The sequence below is a fragment of the Pseudomonas sp. PMCC200344 genome (genome assembly GCF_030053095.1).
GTDB lineage: Bacteria > Pseudomonadota > Gammaproteobacteria > Pseudomonadales > Pseudomonadaceae > Aquipseudomonas > Aquipseudomonas svalbardensis.
On sequence record NZ_CP125618.1, the window covers coordinates 4,392,490 to 4,409,716 of the forward strand.

Sequence of the window (17,227 nt, forward strand, 5' to 3'; positions counted from 1 at the left end):
CCCTTAATTCTTGACACATCGACACTGGAAGGGACCTGTGGCTACCGCAAAATCTGCTGCTTTATGCATCGCTCTTTATAGCTTGCTGAGCGGAACGCCAGCCATGGCCTATCCAACCTTTACCTGCGCCTATGAAAAAGACCACAACCCACCGCTGGATGCAGATGCCGAGCGGTGGTTTCAACAGGCACGCGTTTTGGAGAAAGTACGAGGAGTCAAAGACTGGGGCGCAATTGTTGGTCTTTACGACAAAGCCATCGCTAAAAACCACTGGAAGGCGATGCACAATATGGCGGCGCTCTATCGCACCGGCTGGCCAGGGCAACCGGGCGTTGAACAAGACACCAGAAAAATGCTTGACCTCTACGAGCGCATGGTAAAGCTCAAAGTGCCATTGGGTTATTTCAATTGGGCAGTGGTGGTCGAGAACGGAAGAGGTGTTTTTAAGTCGGATCGTATGGCGAGTTCCTATATGTTCCAAGCGGCACAATTGGGCAGTCCTTTAGCACAGGTTCAAATCGGTCAATACTTCGCTTTTGGACTCCCAAGGGATAAGCAGGATGATGATATGGCTGAACGTTACTACCGATGCGCAGGCGCTCAGGACAATCCTGACGCCGTAGCGAAAACCGCAAGTTTTTATGAGATCGCCAAAAAAAACAAACCTCGCGCACTGTTCTACTATCAACGAGCAGCTTCATTGGGCAGTTCTACTGCCTTGAGCAATCTGAAAGGAGCATTCGAGGATCAACCTGAGCCAATGTATAACTTCGGATACCAACCAGATGAAAAGCTCTACAACTTTTACTCCGATCTATGGCAGCAACTTGATGTAAACCCTCAGCTACGTTTCCAAACCTCATGAAAGACCACCCACTACCCGCCCACCCCAAACAAGGCTTCGACGCCGAACACTCGGATCAGCGCCCAGCGCTATAACCCGAATCCCCCCCATGGAAGACCCATCAATTAAGGAGTTACATCATGCGTAAAACACTCGGAATACTCGCCGCCATATTGCTGGCCATGTCACTTTTCAGCGCCCTGATAGGACTGGGCGGTATCGCTGGCGCAGCCTCCAGCGGTGGAAGGGTCTCCGGTGACGTGGATGTCGCGTTCATGGCGGCCAAAGTGCTCTTTTTCTTGAGCTTGGCCGGTGGCGTGGTTGCGATTTGCTGGCCCAAAGATAACGCCGAATAACCTTCAAGACTCAGAAAAATTCCGCCCCGGCGTCACCCCGAACGTGCGTCGAAACATCGCAATAAACACGCTGACGTTTTCATAACCCAATTCCAGCGCAATGGTCGTCACCGCCTCCCCTGGCGCCATTGGCTGAAGGTGAAGCCGGTTTCGCTGACGAACACCTGCGTGGATTGTGCGAAGGGCACTGACAGCCGCGCTCGCGATGGAGGGTCAGGCTGTGCAAGGATGTCACCCTGCCTGACCGCGAACCTGGGCGGACGCTGATCGAACCCTCACCGGTGAGTCACTGTCCCTTGGGTACGCGACGTTTTTTGCCAAGGATTTATATGACCAACCTCAACACTCAAACCGCATTTGTTCCCGGACGCCTGGAACAGATGTCCACGCGCATCGCCTTTTTCATTGCCGGCTTCGGTATCGCTGCGTGGGCGCCGCTGGTGCCCTACGCCAAGGCTCGGGCCGGGCTGGATGAAGGGACGCTCGGTTTGCTGCTGTTGTGCCTGGGGGTAGGGTCGATTCTGGCGATGCCGATGGCGGGGCTTCTGGCCACGCGTTTCGGCTGTCGCCGGGTGGTGAGCGCCGGGGTGCTGCTGATCTGTGCGGCCCTGCCGCTGTTGGCGACGGTGACGTCGATTCCGGCGTTGATTGCTGCGTTGTTCATGTTCGGCGCGGGCCTTGGAACGGTGGATTCGACGGTGAACCTGCAAGCAGTGATCGTCGAACGGGCCAGCGGCAAAACCATGATGTCGGGTTTCCATGGGCTGTTCAGCCTGGGCGGGATTGTCGGTGCGGCGGGTGTCAGCGCCCTGCTCGGCTTCGGGGTTTCACCACTGGGGGCAACGCTGGTGGTGATCGTGATGCTGCTGATCGCCCTGGCCAAGGCCGCGCCACACCTATTGCCCTACGGCAGCGAAAGTTCGGGGCCGGCGTTTGCTGTTCCCCATGGCATCGTGCTGTTCATCGGCGGGATGTGTTTCATCGTGTTCCTCGCCGAAGGCGCGGCACTCGACTGGAGCGCGGTGTTCCTGGCGCAGGAGCGCGGAATCGACACCGCTTATGCGGGACTGGGTTACGCGGCGTTTGCGTTGACCATGACCGTCGGACGATTGACCGGTGATTCGATCGTGCGTCGTCTCGGCTCTACCCGGGTGATTGTGTTCGGTGGGTTGACGGCCGCAGCGGGCCTGTTTGTGGCGACCTTCGCCCCAAGTTGGGAAGCGGCACTGGTGGGTTATGCATTGTTGGGGGCGGGTTGTTCGAACATTGTGCCGGTGTTGTACACCGCAGTGGGTAAACAGACGGTGATGCCCGAAAGCGTCGCCGTGCCGGCCATTACCACACTGGGTTACGCGGGCATTCTTGCGGGGCCTGCGTTGATCGGGTTTATCGCCCATGGCAGCAGTTTGAGTTTTGCCTTCGGGTTGATGGCGGTGTTGCTGGTGGCGGTGGCCATTGGCGGCAAGGTGTTGAAGGTTTAGAAGCTTCGTCGGAACGCCGCCCGGAGCAGGCTCGCTCCCACAAGATTTCGTGTGATCCCTGTGGGAGCGAGCCTGCTCGCGAAGAAGCCACCTCGGTCTATCAGAACCCGACGCTGGCCTGCACAAAGAACGTGCGCGGTGCACCGACGTACATCCCCGAGTTGTTGTCGCTGGAGCGGGTGAAGTACTGCTTGTCGAAAATGTTCTTCACCCCGGCGCCGACTTTCAGGTTCGAAAGCGTCGCACCGAAGTCATAACCGCCGCGCACGTTCCAGGTGACGTAGCCCGGGATGTCGCCGTACTGGCCGTCCGCGGTGCCTTCGGTGATGTAGTTGTTGGTGAAGCTGCCGTTGGCGTTCACGGCAACGCCCGGCGAACGCTGCTTGGACTGAGCAAAGGCATCGAGGTTGTAGGTCCAGCGGTTGATGTCGTAACGCAAACCGGCAGTCGCCACCTGACGCGAATAAAACGGCAGGTCACGGCCCTTGAAGCCCGGGATCTCGCCTTCATAAACGGCGCGCGTGTAGGTGAAACCAGCGTTGGCGGTCAGGCCGTCGAGCCGTGGGTCCAGCGCCGCCATGTCGTAGTGCACCGAGGCTTCGAGGCCCTGGTGCATGGTCGCGCCAAGGTTGGTCCAGCCCGCATCGTTGCTGATGTATTGCAGCTCTTTATCGAAGTCGATGTAGAACAGCGTCACTTCACCGCCCCACACATCATTGTTGTAGCGCGTGCCGACCTCGTAGGTCTTGGCCTTTTCCGGTTCCAGGCCATTGGCCGGTTCGTCACCCGCGCCACCCTGGCCGAGCTGGAAATACTGCAGGCTGCCGAACGAGGTTTCGTAGTTGGCGAACAGTTTCCACTCCTCCGACACGTGATACATCACGCTCAGGGCCGGCAGCGGCTCGTTGCTTTCGATGCTGCGGTTCTTTTCCAGCACCGGTTTGCCGGCGGTGTCGAGCACCGGGCGGTCGTGCCAATCGGTGCTGATGTGTTCAAAGCGGATGCCGGGGGTGATGGTCCAGTTGCCGACGTCGATTTTGTTATCGACGTACACCGAGTTGGCTTCAGTGCCACCGGTGCGGTCCTGATAGACATGGCCGTCGGAGCTCTTGGTCGCGACCGGCTCGTTGTTGACCAGCGCTAGGCGGCTCGCCTCTTCGTGCATGCCTTCCTTGAGGTAGCGATAACCGACACTGACTTCCTGGGTGGTCGGGCCGACATCAAACACACGGGACACACGCGGTTCAATCCCGAAGGTGTAGTAAGTACGCGGGAACGAGCCGAGGGTTTTCTGATCGCGAGCGGCGATGTTGCTGCCACGGAAGCTGTCGGAATAGTAGGTCAGCACTTCGGCCTGGGTGCGGTCGTCGATCTGCCGTGCCCACTTGAACGAGACGTCCTTGCGGCGGCCGCTGAAGTTGTCGTTGTTGCGGTCGGACTGGAACGGATCGGCGTCGTACTGCGCCTGGGTCAGGCCCCCGGGCATGTCGGCGCTGGCGTCGTAGTAGTGAAAGTTGAGGCTGAAATCGTCCACATCGGTGGGTGCCCAGTGGGTCTTGAGGATCACGTCGTCGATGTCGTTGCCGTTGTTGCGTTCACGGTAACCGTTGCCGTTCACGCCGGAATACAACAACGCCATGCCGATGCCGTTGTCCGCGGTGCCGCCGAGAAACGCCGTGTCGATGTGCTTCCAGCCACCGTGCTGGGAGGTTTCCAGGGTCGAGCCGATTTCACCCGTGGCTTTTTCCGGAATCGCGCGAGTGACGAAGTTGATCACGCCACCGACGTTCTGCGGCCCGTAACGCACGGAGCCGGCGCCACGAACCACGTCGATGCTGTCTAGGTTGCCGGAGGAAATCGGTGCCATGGACAATTGCGGTTGGCCGTACGGGGCGAACGCTGCCGGCACGCCGTCAATCAGCACAGTGGAGCGTGGCGACAGGCGCGAAGTCAGGCCGCGCACGCCGACGTTCAGGGAGATGTCGCTGCCGCCGGTGCCGTTGGCGTCCTGCACTTGCACACCGGGCACGCGCTTCAGCACGTCGCCGACGTTCATTGCGCCCTGCTCGACCATCGCCTCACGGCGAATCACCGTACGCGCGCCGGGGTGGTTCTGCACCACGGCGGCATCGGCGTCACCGAGCCAGTTACCAACCACTTTGATGTCGGTCACGCCCAGCTCCAGCGGGCCGTTGGCAGCAGACGCCGGTGCAGGCATCAACGTGACCGAACCTTCATCGATCTGGTATTGCAGACCGCTGCCTTGCAGCAATTGGCGCAGCGCGTCTTCTGGCGAAAGGTTGCCGTCCACCGCCGGGGCCTGTTTGCCGGCGACCAGCTCAGGGCTGAAGAACACCTGCAGCGAGGTTTGCTGGCCCAGTTCACTCAGGGCCTGACCCAGGGGTTGCGCCGAAATATGAATCGCGTCGGCGGCAAAAGCCTGGGGCAGCGCCGCGGTGACAGCCAGGGCGAGAGCGAGGCGCAACCAAGGTGATTTGTTGTTTTTAGCGGTGGATTTTTTCACGTCGAACGTAGTCCTGTGGATCGCAAGAGTGTGCGCTTGTTAATGCAAACCAGTTGCAGTTGGACAGGAAGACGATCAAGTCGAAAAAAACCTGAATTTATTTTGAAATTATTTCCTGACTGCCGTCATCGAGGGTGCGTACGGCCACCGGCAGAATGCTCGGCAAGGCCTTGAGCAGCGCGTCGGTGTTGTCGGATTTGAACACGCTGGTCAGGCGCAAATTGCCCACTTTGTCGTTGTCGACGGTGAGCGGTTTCGCCCGATAGCGCGAGACTTCCTCGGCGACGTCGCTGAGTCTGGCGTTGTTGAACACCAGTTTGCCGCTGCGCCAGACGGTCAGCTCGGCAGGGTTGACCGCGTAAGCAGCGGCCACTTTGCCTTGGCCATCGATGTGCGTACCGAGGCCGGCGGTGAGGCTGATGAAATCGCTGTCCGCTGCCGTGTGGCCCTGAACCTTAACGGTGCCCTGCACCACCACGACCCGGGTTTGGGCGGCGTCGCGGCGCACATCAAAACGGGTGCCGGTGACCGTGACCTTGCCGCTGCCCGCCTCGACCACAAAGGGCCGACGGGTATCGTGCTCGACGCTGAACATCGCTTCGCCCTGCGTCAGCTCGATGCTGCGGCGGTCGTTTTCATAACGCACCTGAACGCGGCTGCGGCTGTTCAGGTCGATCACCGAACCGTCCGGCAACGCCACATGACGTCGCTCACCCAAGGTCGTAGAAAATTCGGCGGTGTAGATTGCCGAGTGATTCAAACCGCTGAACAACCCCAAACCGAGCGCGACGGCCAACACACTGGCGGCCACTGCATAACGCACCAGCGGGCGGCGCTTGCTGCGTACTGGCGGGGTTTCACACAAGGCTTGCAGACGCGCCGCCGGCAGCAAATCCGCCGCCGACCACAAGCCCTGGAGCAACTGGAATTCATCACGATGCTGAGGGTGTTCGTCCAGCCAGGCTTCGAAGTGCCGATACTCTTCGACATTCACCGCAGGTTCCTGCAAACGCACAAACCACCGCGCCGCCTCGTCGCGAACCGTTGTTTGCCCGCACGCACAATCACGAGTATCCATCATGGAAATTCCTGTTTGGCTGGGGATGAGAAGGCACCGCAGATCATGGCTGCAATCCGTCAAGGCGGTCGCGCAGATGCCGCAGCGTGCGGATCATATACTTTTCCACCATGTTCTTGGACAGTCCCAGGCGTTCGGCGATTTCGGCCTGGGTCAGGCCTTCGATCTTCTGCCAGACAAACACTTTGCGGCAGTTGACCGGCAACTCGGTGAGCGCCCGTTCGATGGAGTCAGCCAACTGGATCGCACGCATAAAATGCTCCGGGTCGCCGGACGACGACACACTGTGATCAACCGCCTCCGACTCCATGGCGCCCCGCCGATCCTCCCGCCGATAACCATCCACCGCAATGTTGCGCGCGGTCTGGTGCAAATACGCCCGTGGTTGCTCCACCGTCGCCGAATCGGACTCAAGCACCCTCACGAAGGTGTCGTGGGCCAGGTCCTCGGCCTGCTGACGATTTCTCAGGCGACGGGTCCAGGTCCCGACCAACTCTTCGTAATGCTCGAAAAAGCCGTGTCTGCGGGGCAGCTTGGGGGTCATTGCGGTGTGCTGTGAAGACGGGGCGTGAATAGTAATGCTTCCTATTAACCGGAAGCAATGGATTCCAGATCGGCGCCACTGTCGTCCTTCAGAAGAAATGACGAATCCTGCAAATAGATGATTCACCGGGTCTGGCATTGAGGGCTCCGGGGCCACAAAGGGGGACTCATGAGGCCATGACCGGTCTCGAACGAGACGGTCGAAGGCCCGCGATAACCATCGCGGGCCGTGTTACCGGGTTAACGTGAAGCTACGTCCAGTTGGCCGCCAGCACAGGCTGCAATACCTGTTGTGCGGCAGCACCGAAAGTCATGGTTGCAGGTGCCGCCGGCGCGAACGACGCCATGGCCTGGACCAGGTGCTCGACATCACTGACCAACAACCGATGGCGATCTCCAGTCATGATGTCGCGTGGACGTTCTGGGGTATCGGCATACCAGTTATGCAGCGTGACCTCCTGCTTGCTGCCAATGACCGAGATCTGCAGGTCCCGCCCTTCGTGCTGGAACCACAGACGATCGGGGCTGATGTCCTTACCGAACACCAACTGCCCCATCCCCCCGCTGAACTCAAGGTCGTTGACCCCGTGCCCGACTTCCACCGTCGGCATGTTGCCGCTCACCAGGACCTTGTTATTGCCATCCCCCAGTTTCACCGCCGTGAAGGACCCGGTGTTGGTAATGGTGTTGTTGCCATCGCCGACCGTGAGTTTGCTGACGTCGCCTGCAATCACGTTGTTGCCATTACCCAGCGTGATCTCAGCCCGACCGCCCGTCACATTCACCTTATTGTCACCGTTGCCGGCAACCACCTTGGCACTGGACGCCTCCACGTTGATGGTCTTGCTCTCGTCCCCCACGGTGACATTGGCGAAGAATCCTTTGACCGTCATGACGTTGGGGTCGGTGGCGACCGGCAGAGGGTCCGCTGTCGAAGGTGTTGAACCGCCACGGATTCTGTCCCGGATTGACGCAAACGTGGTGTCCGCCGTTTGCCCGGCGCCCCAGATGTCATCGATCTTCAGGCGCGGATCTTGCAAACTCACGAGGTCTGGAACGGTGACTGGTCGACGCGTCGGGATATCAAGGTCGCGATGAGCGATATCGATCGTCGGGATATCCGGAATGACTATCGGCCGTGGTCTCGGAATATCAACCGGCTCACGCCCGCCCACATCCCGCCCGACCGGACCGATGTCCGGCAGCTTCGACGGCACCAGCGAACCGACACCGCGCTCGGCGAGAATCTGCTCGATGGTTTTGCGTTCCGGGACGGGGACCGTGGTCGCTCCGCGATTCGCATCACGTTCGGCAAGGATCTGCTCGATGGTTTTATGCTCCGGCACTGTCGGGTTCAGGTTGACACCGCGCTCTGCCAGGATCTGCTCAATCGTCTTGGTTTCCGGAAGCTTGAAATCCGGAATCGTGACCGAAGGTCGCAGCACCGGATCAATGGTCGGGACGCTGATGGTCGGGTGCAGGTCAATGGGAGGCAGCGGCGCGACTACCGAAGGTTTGTCGACGCCAGGGCGCTCGACAATCGGCGTCAGCGTTCCTGGTACGGTGACCGTCGGCTGCTCGATCACCGGTGGCACTGGTCCGACCGTTGGCACCACAGCCGGTGCAGGGTCGGCAAAGAGGAAATCCGTCGCACTGATCTGCGCCACATCCAGCGCATCCAGATACAGCAGGTTGGTATTCGAATCGCTGCCCTGGGCACCGATGCGCGTCACATACACCCCGTGAATCTGCGTCAGGCCATTGAAGGTCGCGCGGTTCTTGTGCTCGATGATCAACTGACTGAAATCGGTGACGCCGGTCTGGCGCAAGTCGATCTTGTCGATGCCGTGACGGAACCCGCGCAAGGCGTTGTTGTAATCCTTGACGCCAGACTGGGCCGCCACCACGAACACATCCGAAGTCGCGCTGTCATGGCTGTAGATCGTACCGTTGAGCGAAGCCAACGGTTTGCCCTGGGCATCGCTGCTGTACATCACGCCTTTGCTGCCACCGTTAAGCACCACGGTGCCCAGCCCCTCTTGCGGCTTGACCGCCGAAGCGTCGCTGTTGACGTAAGCTGTCGGCGCGACAAAGGTGTCCTGGAACTTGAAGTTCGCTGCACTGAGGCCGGCAAGCGCCTGGTTCTTCAGGATGAGGCTCTGGCCCTTGCCCAGGTCCACCTTGACGTCCGCGCCCTGCTGCGTCAGCACCAGATCCGCGGACGTCTTCCCTGCAAAGCCCACCAGATCGACGATTTCACCGCGAGCGGCCTCGAAGTTGCCGAGGGTATCGCTGCCCGCCTCACGGCGATGGACCACAAAGAAGTCCTTGCCCGCACCGCCCGTCAGCGTGTTGTTGCCACGCCCGCCGTCGAGCAAGGCATCGGAATTGCCGGCCACCAGTGTGTCGTTGCCATCGCCAGTGACGATGTTCTGAATGCCCGACGGATTTTTCACCGTCAACGCCGCGCCGCCGATGCTGGCGACACCGGTCAGCAAGTTGACCGAGGTATCCCCCGAAACAGCCGCCGCATTGAGGGTATTGCGCCCGCCCGCCAGACCATTGACCGCGTCATCCAGCACCGCGCGATCAGCCTGCCCGACCACCGACTTGAGGTATTCATCGGTGTAGAAATAGGTGTCGTCCGCCGTGGTTTTGCGGCCGTACAAACGCAGCGACCAGGCGTTGAGCGTCACCGGCAGACCGGATGCCGAATCGGTTACTTGCAGCGTCCAGTTACCCGCCGAACGCTCACCGAAGTCATGGGTCGACATGAAGGTGTACTTGAACGACCCGGACTGCGTGCTGCCGACGTCGGAGGCACTGGCGCCCGGCATGCCATCCGGGACTTTGCCCTGACGATTGAGCAACACGCTTTGGGTTCCATCGGGGGAGATCAGCTTGAGCGTCAGATCGCCCAGACGCCCGACCTGGGCATCAAAGTCGATTTCGACGTGCTCGACATTCAAACCGGCCTGCATCGCGATGGACGATGTCAGCGTCGCGCCCGCGGCCAACGGCTTGCCGAGCGCACCGCTGGAGGCACTGTAGACGAACTCGTTGGCGCTGGTGCTCTGGGTCATCCAGGCTTCGGACAAGCGCACGGCGGCCCGTGCATCGACTTCACCAAAACCGTAGTCGTTGCTGGTGTGCATGCCGCCACCGTTCCAGCCGTGGGCAGCGTTATCGCTCCATTGGGTGGACGGGTCGTTGATCTTGCGCGCCGACAACGCGAGGATCTGCTGCACATCGCGATAACCCAGGTTCGGGTTGGCTTCGAGCATCAACGCAACAATGCCGGAGACAATCGGCGCGGCAAAACTGGTGCCTTGCATGCTGGAGTAATCGTTGCCGAACGTGGAGCCGCGTTCGGTTTCCAGCATGTGGCTGGTGGACACGACATTGCTGCCCGGTGCCGACACCAGAAGGCTCGCACCCGGGTTGGAAAATGGCGAGGAGCCAATCTGCAAGGTCGACAGATCGCCCTGTGCGTTGATCGCCCCCACTTCTACCGAGAAGCGATTGTTGTTGGTCAGCGAACCCTGGGCATTGCCACCGGTAGCACGGCTGTTGCCGCCCGCTGCAACGATGATCGTACCCAGGCCGCCACGACCGTTACTCGCCGCGTACTGCGCATTCATGCTCAGCGCAGTGGCGGTGGTGAAGTGGCCGTCCTGATAACTGCTGAGGGCGAAGTCATTGCTGAAGCCCCAGCTGTTGTTGGCAATGTCGAAGCTGACCATGTGCCCCAGACCCGCCAGGTCGTCGCCCTTGCCGGCCAGGTAATAACCACCGAGTTTCGCGTCGTAGGCCACGCCCACGCCGCCGACGCCGTTCTTCGCCCCGACCATCACGCCCGCCACCATCGTGGCGTGGTTGGACACCAGCCCCGGCAAGGTGCCGTTGGTCTTTTGCGTTTGCAGCCAGGCCTGATCGATATTCGGTGCCAGGTCAGGGTGCGCGACATCAAAGATTTCCGGCGCGGTGGCGAACTGGCCACCCGGCTCGAATTGACCGATGCGCACGCCTTTGCCGGTGTAGTCCTTCCAGACCGGCAGCACATGGGTGTCGCTCAAGTACCATTGCTGAGCCGCCAAAGGATCAAGCGGCACCTCTGGCGTCAGCAGGGTCACACCGGCACGCATCGGCGCCGTCTGGCCGCTGCCGAGGTCCACCACCGACGCCGACAGATTACCCGCCGCATCGGCCACACCGTACTTGAAGCTGATCAGACCGGTGTAACGCGCGTCCGGGGTGAACAACACATCGCCCTGGGCGGTGAGGCTGACCGTGCCGCCGACCGCGTCACCGACGTTGGCAATATGCAGCGCGCCCTGACTGTTAAGGCGCTGATCGTTGGCCAACAGGCTTTCAGCACTGATCAGATGCGCCTGCGTGCGATCGAACGCCTTGCCGGCCTTGTCGAGCGTGAGCACATCCGCCACTGGCATCGCGTTGGGGGTCAGCAGGTCAACGGCGGAAATGTCCGAGAAGTTGAGCTTCTGGATGTTGCTCAGCGTCACCGTGCCGTCACGCCCGGCGACCTTGTCGGCCACTTCATAACCGGTCGCGGTGCGGGTGATACGGTAGTCGCCATGGGTACCGTGCAGCGTGACCAGGTTGATCCCGCCATCACCGTCGATGGTCGCGTTACCGTGACCGACTTCGATGATGTCGTTGCCGACGCCGCCGTAAATTTTATCGGCGCCGCCACCGGCATGGATGATGCTGCCGGCTTCGGAGGCGTAAATGGTGTCGCCCTGAGGGCCGGCATAAATCACCGCCTTGCCGCTGCCGCCAATGATCGTGTTATGCCCGGTGCCGCCGACCAATACGTCGTTGCCTGCCCCACCCACCAGCGTCGAATTGCCCGAACCACCCTTGATGAAGGCGCTGCCGGTGCCGCCGCTCATGATCGTATCATTGCCGCCACCACCCTCGGCGATGGTCAGACCGGCGCGGGCCATGTTCAGCAACACGCCTTTGTCACCGACGATAATCGCCGTGTCGTGACCGCCATTGCCATGGATGTTGGTCGGGTTGTCCGAGGCGCTGATGACAAACACGTCATCGCCCACGCCGCCGTTGTAGGTGTTGCTGCCCGCCCCGCCCACCAGCCAACCGCCGGCTGGTGCCGCGATCAACGTGTCGTCGCCGCTGCCGCCATACAGGTTGTTCACGCCCAGTTGCGCCGCATCCAGGGTTTCACCGGTGGTGCTCTGGCTGGCATAAGCGCTGGTGGTGCGACTGTTGCTGCCGCTGGTGGTCGAGGTCACCCGCGTACCGGTGCCTTGGCTGGTCACGACATTGCTGACCGGATCCCCCAGAAAATCCACCGCCAACGCTTCCTGGCTTTTGCCATTCATCGTGAACGAACCGGTGGCGAGCACCTTGTTACCGTCGCGCATCTCAGCTTGAGGAGATGCCACTGCACGGACGTTGATCTGGGTGATTCCCAGTTCGGCCAGCGTCTTGAGTTCACCGCCATCGACTTTGGCGTCATGCGTGCCGTCAACCCAGACGCGCAACTTGCTCCAGATCGGATCGCGCTGATCGATCACGCCATCCTTGTTCGCGTCTTCACTGGCCAATGCCGCGAAACCGTCCTTGAACTTCGCCTCGCCCGCGGCGCCGTTGACGCCGACCTTGCCGCCGTAATACTCGGAGAACATCTGACTAACGTCTTTGACCTGGCCACTGCCATCGTCAATCACCAGCATGCCCGTGGTGCGATCCGCCCAGCCGCTGCGCTTGAGCGTGCCACTGTGGTCGGTATCAAACAGCACACCGTCGCGAATATCGGTCATGTGCACGCCATTGCCGGTCAGGTCCAGCAGCAGCGGGTCGACGTAGGTGTTGAACGTCGACATTGCCGACAAACCGTTCAGGGTGACCGCACTGCGCAGGCTGAAATCCGGCTTGGTCGCGCTCGGGGTCGGGTAGAACTGCGACAGGTAAGTGTTGGGGCGAGCGTTGGGGTCCAGCTGCATCTCACCTGGGCGGACACCGCCAGAGGCAAGACTGGCCATCTGGGTGGAGGTGAAATCGGTTTTATTGAGCATGCCGCCGACAGCGAAGATGTTGTGCGTCGCCGAGTTCTGAATGAAGCCGTTGGCGACGTCTTGCTGGGCTTTGCTTTCGCCCTGGATGTGTTGTTGGGGCTGGGGGGATGGGTTGATGTCGATGTTGATTAGGTTGGATGTCTGAGTGGCCGTAGTAATGTCACCCACGCCAAGCCACAAGCATTGTTGGCCATCTTTTGCTTCATAGTATTCACCGTGCCGTGTTAAATCGTCACGGATGATTTGACCGCCATAAGTATGCAATAAATCATTGACATGACTGACATTATCAGCTGGAAACAAAGCACCTTCGAATCCTTTGTCGTTATACCCGATAGATTTCAAAGACGCGTATACAAAGTCCACACAGCTATTGGTAAGTAGTCGGTAGCGAGTATTATCAAACCCGCCTGACGCTGGATCCTGGGAGAAATTTTTTAGTTTTTCGTATTGCTCCTTAGTCAATACAACACTAACTTCATATACAGTCTCCTTGTAGCCGGCGTTGTCATGACTTCCTACTTGCCCTGGCCCCCGCATTTCGTTAAACTTTGATTCAAATCCATAACTGACACTGCCCTCCCCGTCACTCAAGGCATACCACATATGCCCTCCGGACGAAGAGTGGCTATCACCAGCCTTGTGATCACCCTTATCTTGCTGATATACGTATTCCGCGCCCGCCTTTGCAACCTTATAAGTCACACTGTATTTCTTTTCCAACTTTCAGCTCCTTCGAAAACTTACAAAAAACGCTTCAATGCTTTGGACTGTAATAAGAAAACTCTACAAAACTTTCTATCTCTTGGAACGCCTCCACCTCCTCGAACGTGCTGACTTCTACCGAGTAACTTCCAGGCAGCAACTCCAAAGTCCTGATCAACCGCACCGCCGTATTCAAACGCCGCCCTTCATAATCAAAACCCTGCCCCCATTGAACCTTGGTGGTTACTAACTTCTCATCAAAAAAGATAGTTCCGTTCTTCACAACTCGAAGATGTATTGGAATAGCGACACCATCATTATTAGGATCACCCCACACATCAATCTGCTTCAGTATCTCCTCAAGCCCTTGCCTCTTGACAAACAACAAGGCAAATCTATAGTCACCGGTTTTTCTGACCACGAACTGCGCACTGGCGGACTGGTTAGCTCGGGAGACGTCCAATGGTTTAACGATTGTTATAGGTACCGTACAGGCTGCTAACAAAACAAACATGCCACCTACAACCCAATTGCGCAGAACACTTATCACACCATGCATAACCAAATCCTTTTCTCGCACACTAAAGGGGACCACACAAAAGGGGGCAGATTTATTCTCTAGAACCAGCACCATTCTGAAAAATAAATCTGTCCCGAATGGCACTTACTTAACATGTTTTGCGTGCCCATTTTTCCTGACATCTGCCCTTGCTGACCGACGCGGTTTGGTCAGTAAGGGGTAGGCTTGAGGTCTTCGTTTTATGGCTCGCGGCTCGATACGACCAGGCCGATTCCCGACGCGCCTCTGAGCAATCAACATCAATAAATTCGACAGGCCATCCTCGTCTTCGGGGCTGCCATATTGTCGCAAAGCCAGCCATAGCTGAAGGCTGTGTTTGAAGCTCAGTTCGCGAGGCAAGCAATCCGCTAACAGAGCCGATTGCGCCATGAGCATTCGGATCAGATTGTGTGCCAACAGATAGACCCATAACTCCTTGACTGCCATGCCTGGGGTTTTGCAGCTTAACTTTCCAAGTCCTAGCGTAGCTTTGAGATTGCGCAGATCCAACTCGACATGCCATCGACCCTTGTACAGCGATTTGAGAGCTGTTTTGGGTGTCTGCTTCGGGCAATGCAACGTGGTGACCAAAGTCTTTCCACCCGCCTTCAGCTCTCGCACTGTCAGTCTTTCAGGCGCCTGTTCGTAATGCGTTTGACTCATCCACGGCGGTCTTCTTGCAGGCTTTTTCAATTCGATCAGGTGATCTTCCGAACCCAGACTTTGCCCTAGGCGAAAGTCCGTGCTGCGCCGTCGAGCACCGTATTGTTCGAACACGCCATCGACACCTCTTCGTTGCAACTCACACAGCAAGAAGTAGGTAGCGTAGTAAGCGTCGCCCAATAAAATGTCGCCTGTTTTCAGCGTGTCGAGCATTGATCTGAGCAGCGTTTGCTCATCGCCGCCTTTGCCTCGGAAGCGCCCAAGGGCGGCATCCAAGACGGCGCCGCTGGAAAGGCAAACGATGCCAACCACGCGACACAGGGGAAAACCAAGACCGACTTTCTGGCCGCGTGACTGCGGATAGGCACCCTGATTGGCCGCAGTGTCGGGCATGCTGACCGTCGTGCCGTCCACCAACCGTACAGGCCGTCCCATCCAGCGCCACGACGAGGGTGCGTTATCACTTATCGAAGCACCGGTGTGCCTGACCAGCGTAGAAACCATTTCCACAGGTAGGCGTTTTCTGGCTTTGCAGTAGGCGCCCGTGCGAGTGCTACTGGGCTTCATGCCGCCACATGACCGTTTAATCGACAAGTCGTTGACGGCGTTCTGGCAGGAACGGTCGGCACTCATTGCTTGAGCCAGAAACATGGACAGCGTTTCAGTCGGCGGAAACAGACGCTCCCGATATTCCGGCAGTGCAGACTCGACGCGCTGTAAGAGCTCGGGAGACGTGAGGAGATTGAAAAACGCATAGGCATCACAGTCCGAAGCGTGTCGATGAAAACGTTGCTGTTGATGCTGGAGAATTTCACGTCTACGATTCATTTGGGGCTGTGTCCTTGGTTCGTCGGGGTGTGTTCGCAACTATCACCGTAGACCAAGACCAGCCCTTCTTCATTTTTTGCTTTCAGCTCAAGTGGTTAGCAGCTAAGTAAGTGCCATTCAAATCTGTCCCCTTTTCTTTGCTCAAGCAATCTCCTTATTCGACCACTATCTTACCGAGGACATTAAGAGCGAAGCTATCCACCGCCTCAACATCCGTAAGTTCCTTTGGATACTGATAAAAAACCCACAATCCCGACCTGTACAATCGATTTGCCCGAACCGTATTCACATAGTCCGAAACATATACCGAAACACCATCTTTTCCAGTAAATTTTCTTTCTTTAAAACCGCCAAATTCATAAGTCTCAATCCCGTCCTCCACCAAAACTGGTCTTTTCCCCCTCAAATGCCTATCTGCATCGAAATTATCACTGGAAACATGTTCCATATAAAAATAAACAGGAAATTTATTTCCATCCCCACCATCACGGACAACCTTCAGATATGGATAATCGATAGAAAATTGAACACTGCTTCTGCCTTTATAAATTACAAACCGGCACTCTTCAGGAGTGAGATCAAACCGAAATTTCACTCCTGATCGTTTGTCACCTGAGAATTCACAACCTGAAAAATCATCGCCATCCAACAACGAATAAATCTTCATATATGGATTATCCCTCGGCTTCGGAATCAAGAAAAACAGGAATAATAAAAAAGCCATTCCAGCGCCTAGCCAATACAAAAATCTCCTCATCGGGCTGCTCATAACTCATCCTTCACTAAATTCATAATAAAAAAATAAATGCGGGCAGATTTATTTTCTAAACCGACCCTAAAGAGACCACTAAAGGGGACAGATTTATTTTCTGGAGCTAAATCTGGCCCTGAAAATAAATCTGTCCTCTTTCCCATTCATCCATGAACCCTTAGTTAACTATTACCTGCTTAAGAAAGCTCATAACAAACCTATCCATCGACCTTATGCCTTCATACTTACGCGCATACTGATAAGACACCCGTAAATCTTTAAACAAACGCTTTGCCAGCCAGAAACGCTTATGATGTGTAGCGAATACAGTTTCGCCTTCACCTCCGTCAAAAGTTCGAGTAGTAAGCCCCCCATAGTCGTAAAACTTGACACCTTCAATTATTTTCGAAGGTATCTCGCCTTCTAAAAATGCACCTTCTTGAAAAGAAGAACGTAAAATAGGAAACATTCGAATCGTGACAACCGAGTTATCCACCCGCGGCTTTACCACTTTCATGCTGGGATACTCAATGGAAATGGTAAAAACATCACCACCATAATCAATCAACCGACAATCTTCAGGAGTCATATAAAATCGAAATACTCTTCCTAACTTTTCGCTATCTGAAAACCCACAACCGGAAAAATCATCGCCATTCGATGCCGAATAGATTTCCATATATGGATTGTCTTTAGGCTCCGGTATCAAGCAATACAAAAACAGCACGCTAGCTGCTCCAACCCCCAACCAAAACAGCAATCGCTTTACATAACCATTCATTATTGACCCTTAACAAATTTAACTTCAAAGAAACTTCAAAGGGGACAGATTT

Annotated in this window: 12 protein-coding genes; 3 read left to right on the forward strand and 9 right to left on the reverse strand. The window is 57.2% G+C overall.

What is annotated here, in order from left to right; genetic code table 11:
- Positions 1 to 37 precede the first annotated feature (37 nt).
- Together QFW87_RS20200 and QFW87_RS20205 are read left to right on the forward strand one after the other, a co-directional pair.
- Positions 38 to 865 (forward strand): tetratricopeptide repeat protein, encoded by an 828-nt coding sequence (locus QFW87_RS20200; protein ID WP_283188678.1) that lies wholly within the window; start codon positions 38 to 40, stop codon positions 863 to 865.
- 119 nt (positions 866 to 984) lie between these two features.
- Positions 985 to 1,200: a hypothetical protein gene (locus QFW87_RS20205; RefSeq protein WP_283188679.1), complete on the forward strand. Its 216-nt coding sequence runs from the start codon at positions 985 to 987 to the stop codon at positions 1,198 to 1,200.
- A 3-nt stretch (positions 1,201 to 1,203) separates the two neighbouring features.
- On the opposite strand, the gene QFW87_RS20210 is transcribed toward QFW87_RS20205, so the two are convergent.
- On the reverse strand, positions 1,204 to 1,329 hold the full coding sequence (locus QFW87_RS20210) for a helix-turn-helix domain-containing protein (protein ID WP_283188680.1): 126 nt from the start codon (positions 1,327 to 1,329) through the stop codon (positions 1,204 to 1,206).
- Positions 1,330 to 1,529: 200 nt separating this feature from the next.
- Between QFW87_RS20210 and QFW87_RS20215 the strand changes: the two genes are divergently transcribed.
- The gene (locus QFW87_RS20215; protein WP_283188681.1) at positions 1,530 to 2,681 is read left to right on the forward strand and encodes an MFS transporter; all 1,152 of its coding nucleotides are present in this window, start codon (positions 1,530 to 1,532) and stop codon (positions 2,679 to 2,681) included.
- Between the two features lie 100 nt (positions 2,682 to 2,781).
- Here QFW87_RS20215 and QFW87_RS20220 read toward each other — a convergent pair whose 3' ends face one another.
- The 8 genes from QFW87_RS20220 to QFW87_RS20255 all read right to left on the reverse strand — a co-directional run bounded on the left by QFW87_RS20220 (position 2,782) and on the right by QFW87_RS20255 (position 17,175).
- A complete protein-coding gene (locus tag QFW87_RS20220; RefSeq protein ID WP_283188682.1) occupies positions 2,782 to 5,205 on the reverse strand; it encodes a TonB-dependent siderophore receptor in 2,424 nt (807 codons plus the stop codon).
- A gap of 97 nt (positions 5,206 to 5,302) precedes the next feature.
- Positions 5,303 to 6,286, reverse strand: a complete 984-nt coding sequence (locus QFW87_RS20225) for a FecR family protein (RefSeq protein WP_283188683.1) — start codon at positions 6,284 to 6,286, stop codon at positions 5,303 to 5,305.
- Positions 6,287 to 6,326: 40 nt separating this feature from the next.
- The gene (locus QFW87_RS20230) at positions 6,327 to 6,827 is read right to left on the reverse strand and encodes a sigma-70 family RNA polymerase sigma factor (RefSeq protein WP_283188684.1); all 501 of its coding nucleotides are present in this window, start codon (positions 6,825 to 6,827) and stop codon (positions 6,327 to 6,329) included.
- Positions 6,828 to 7,077: 250 nt separating this feature from the next.
- Positions 7,078 to 13,611 carry a S8 family serine peptidase gene (locus QFW87_RS20235; RefSeq protein ID WP_283188685.1) on the reverse strand — a complete coding sequence of 2,178 codons (6,534 nt, stop codon included), beginning with the start codon at positions 13,609 to 13,611 and terminating at the stop codon, positions 7,078 to 7,080.
- A 34-nt stretch (positions 13,612 to 13,645) separates the two neighbouring features.
- Positions 13,646 to 14,152, reverse strand: a complete 507-nt coding sequence (locus tag QFW87_RS20240; protein ID WP_283188686.1) for a DUF5625 family protein — start codon at positions 14,150 to 14,152, stop codon at positions 13,646 to 13,648.
- Positions 14,153 to 14,257: 105 nt separating this feature from the next.
- Positions 14,258 to 15,643, reverse strand: a complete 1,386-nt coding sequence (locus QFW87_RS20245; protein WP_283181230.1) for an IS4 family transposase — start codon at positions 15,641 to 15,643, stop codon at positions 14,258 to 14,260.
- Positions 15,644 to 15,797: 154 nt separating this feature from the next.
- Positions 15,798 to 16,412, reverse strand: a complete 615-nt coding sequence (locus tag QFW87_RS20250; protein WP_283188687.1) for a hypothetical protein — start codon at positions 16,410 to 16,412, stop codon at positions 15,798 to 15,800.
- Positions 16,413 to 16,572: 160 nt separating this feature from the next.
- A complete protein-coding gene (locus QFW87_RS20255) occupies positions 16,573 to 17,175 on the reverse strand; it encodes a hypothetical protein (protein WP_283188688.1) in 603 nt (200 codons plus the stop codon).
- Positions 17,176 to 17,227: the final 52 nt, after the last annotated feature.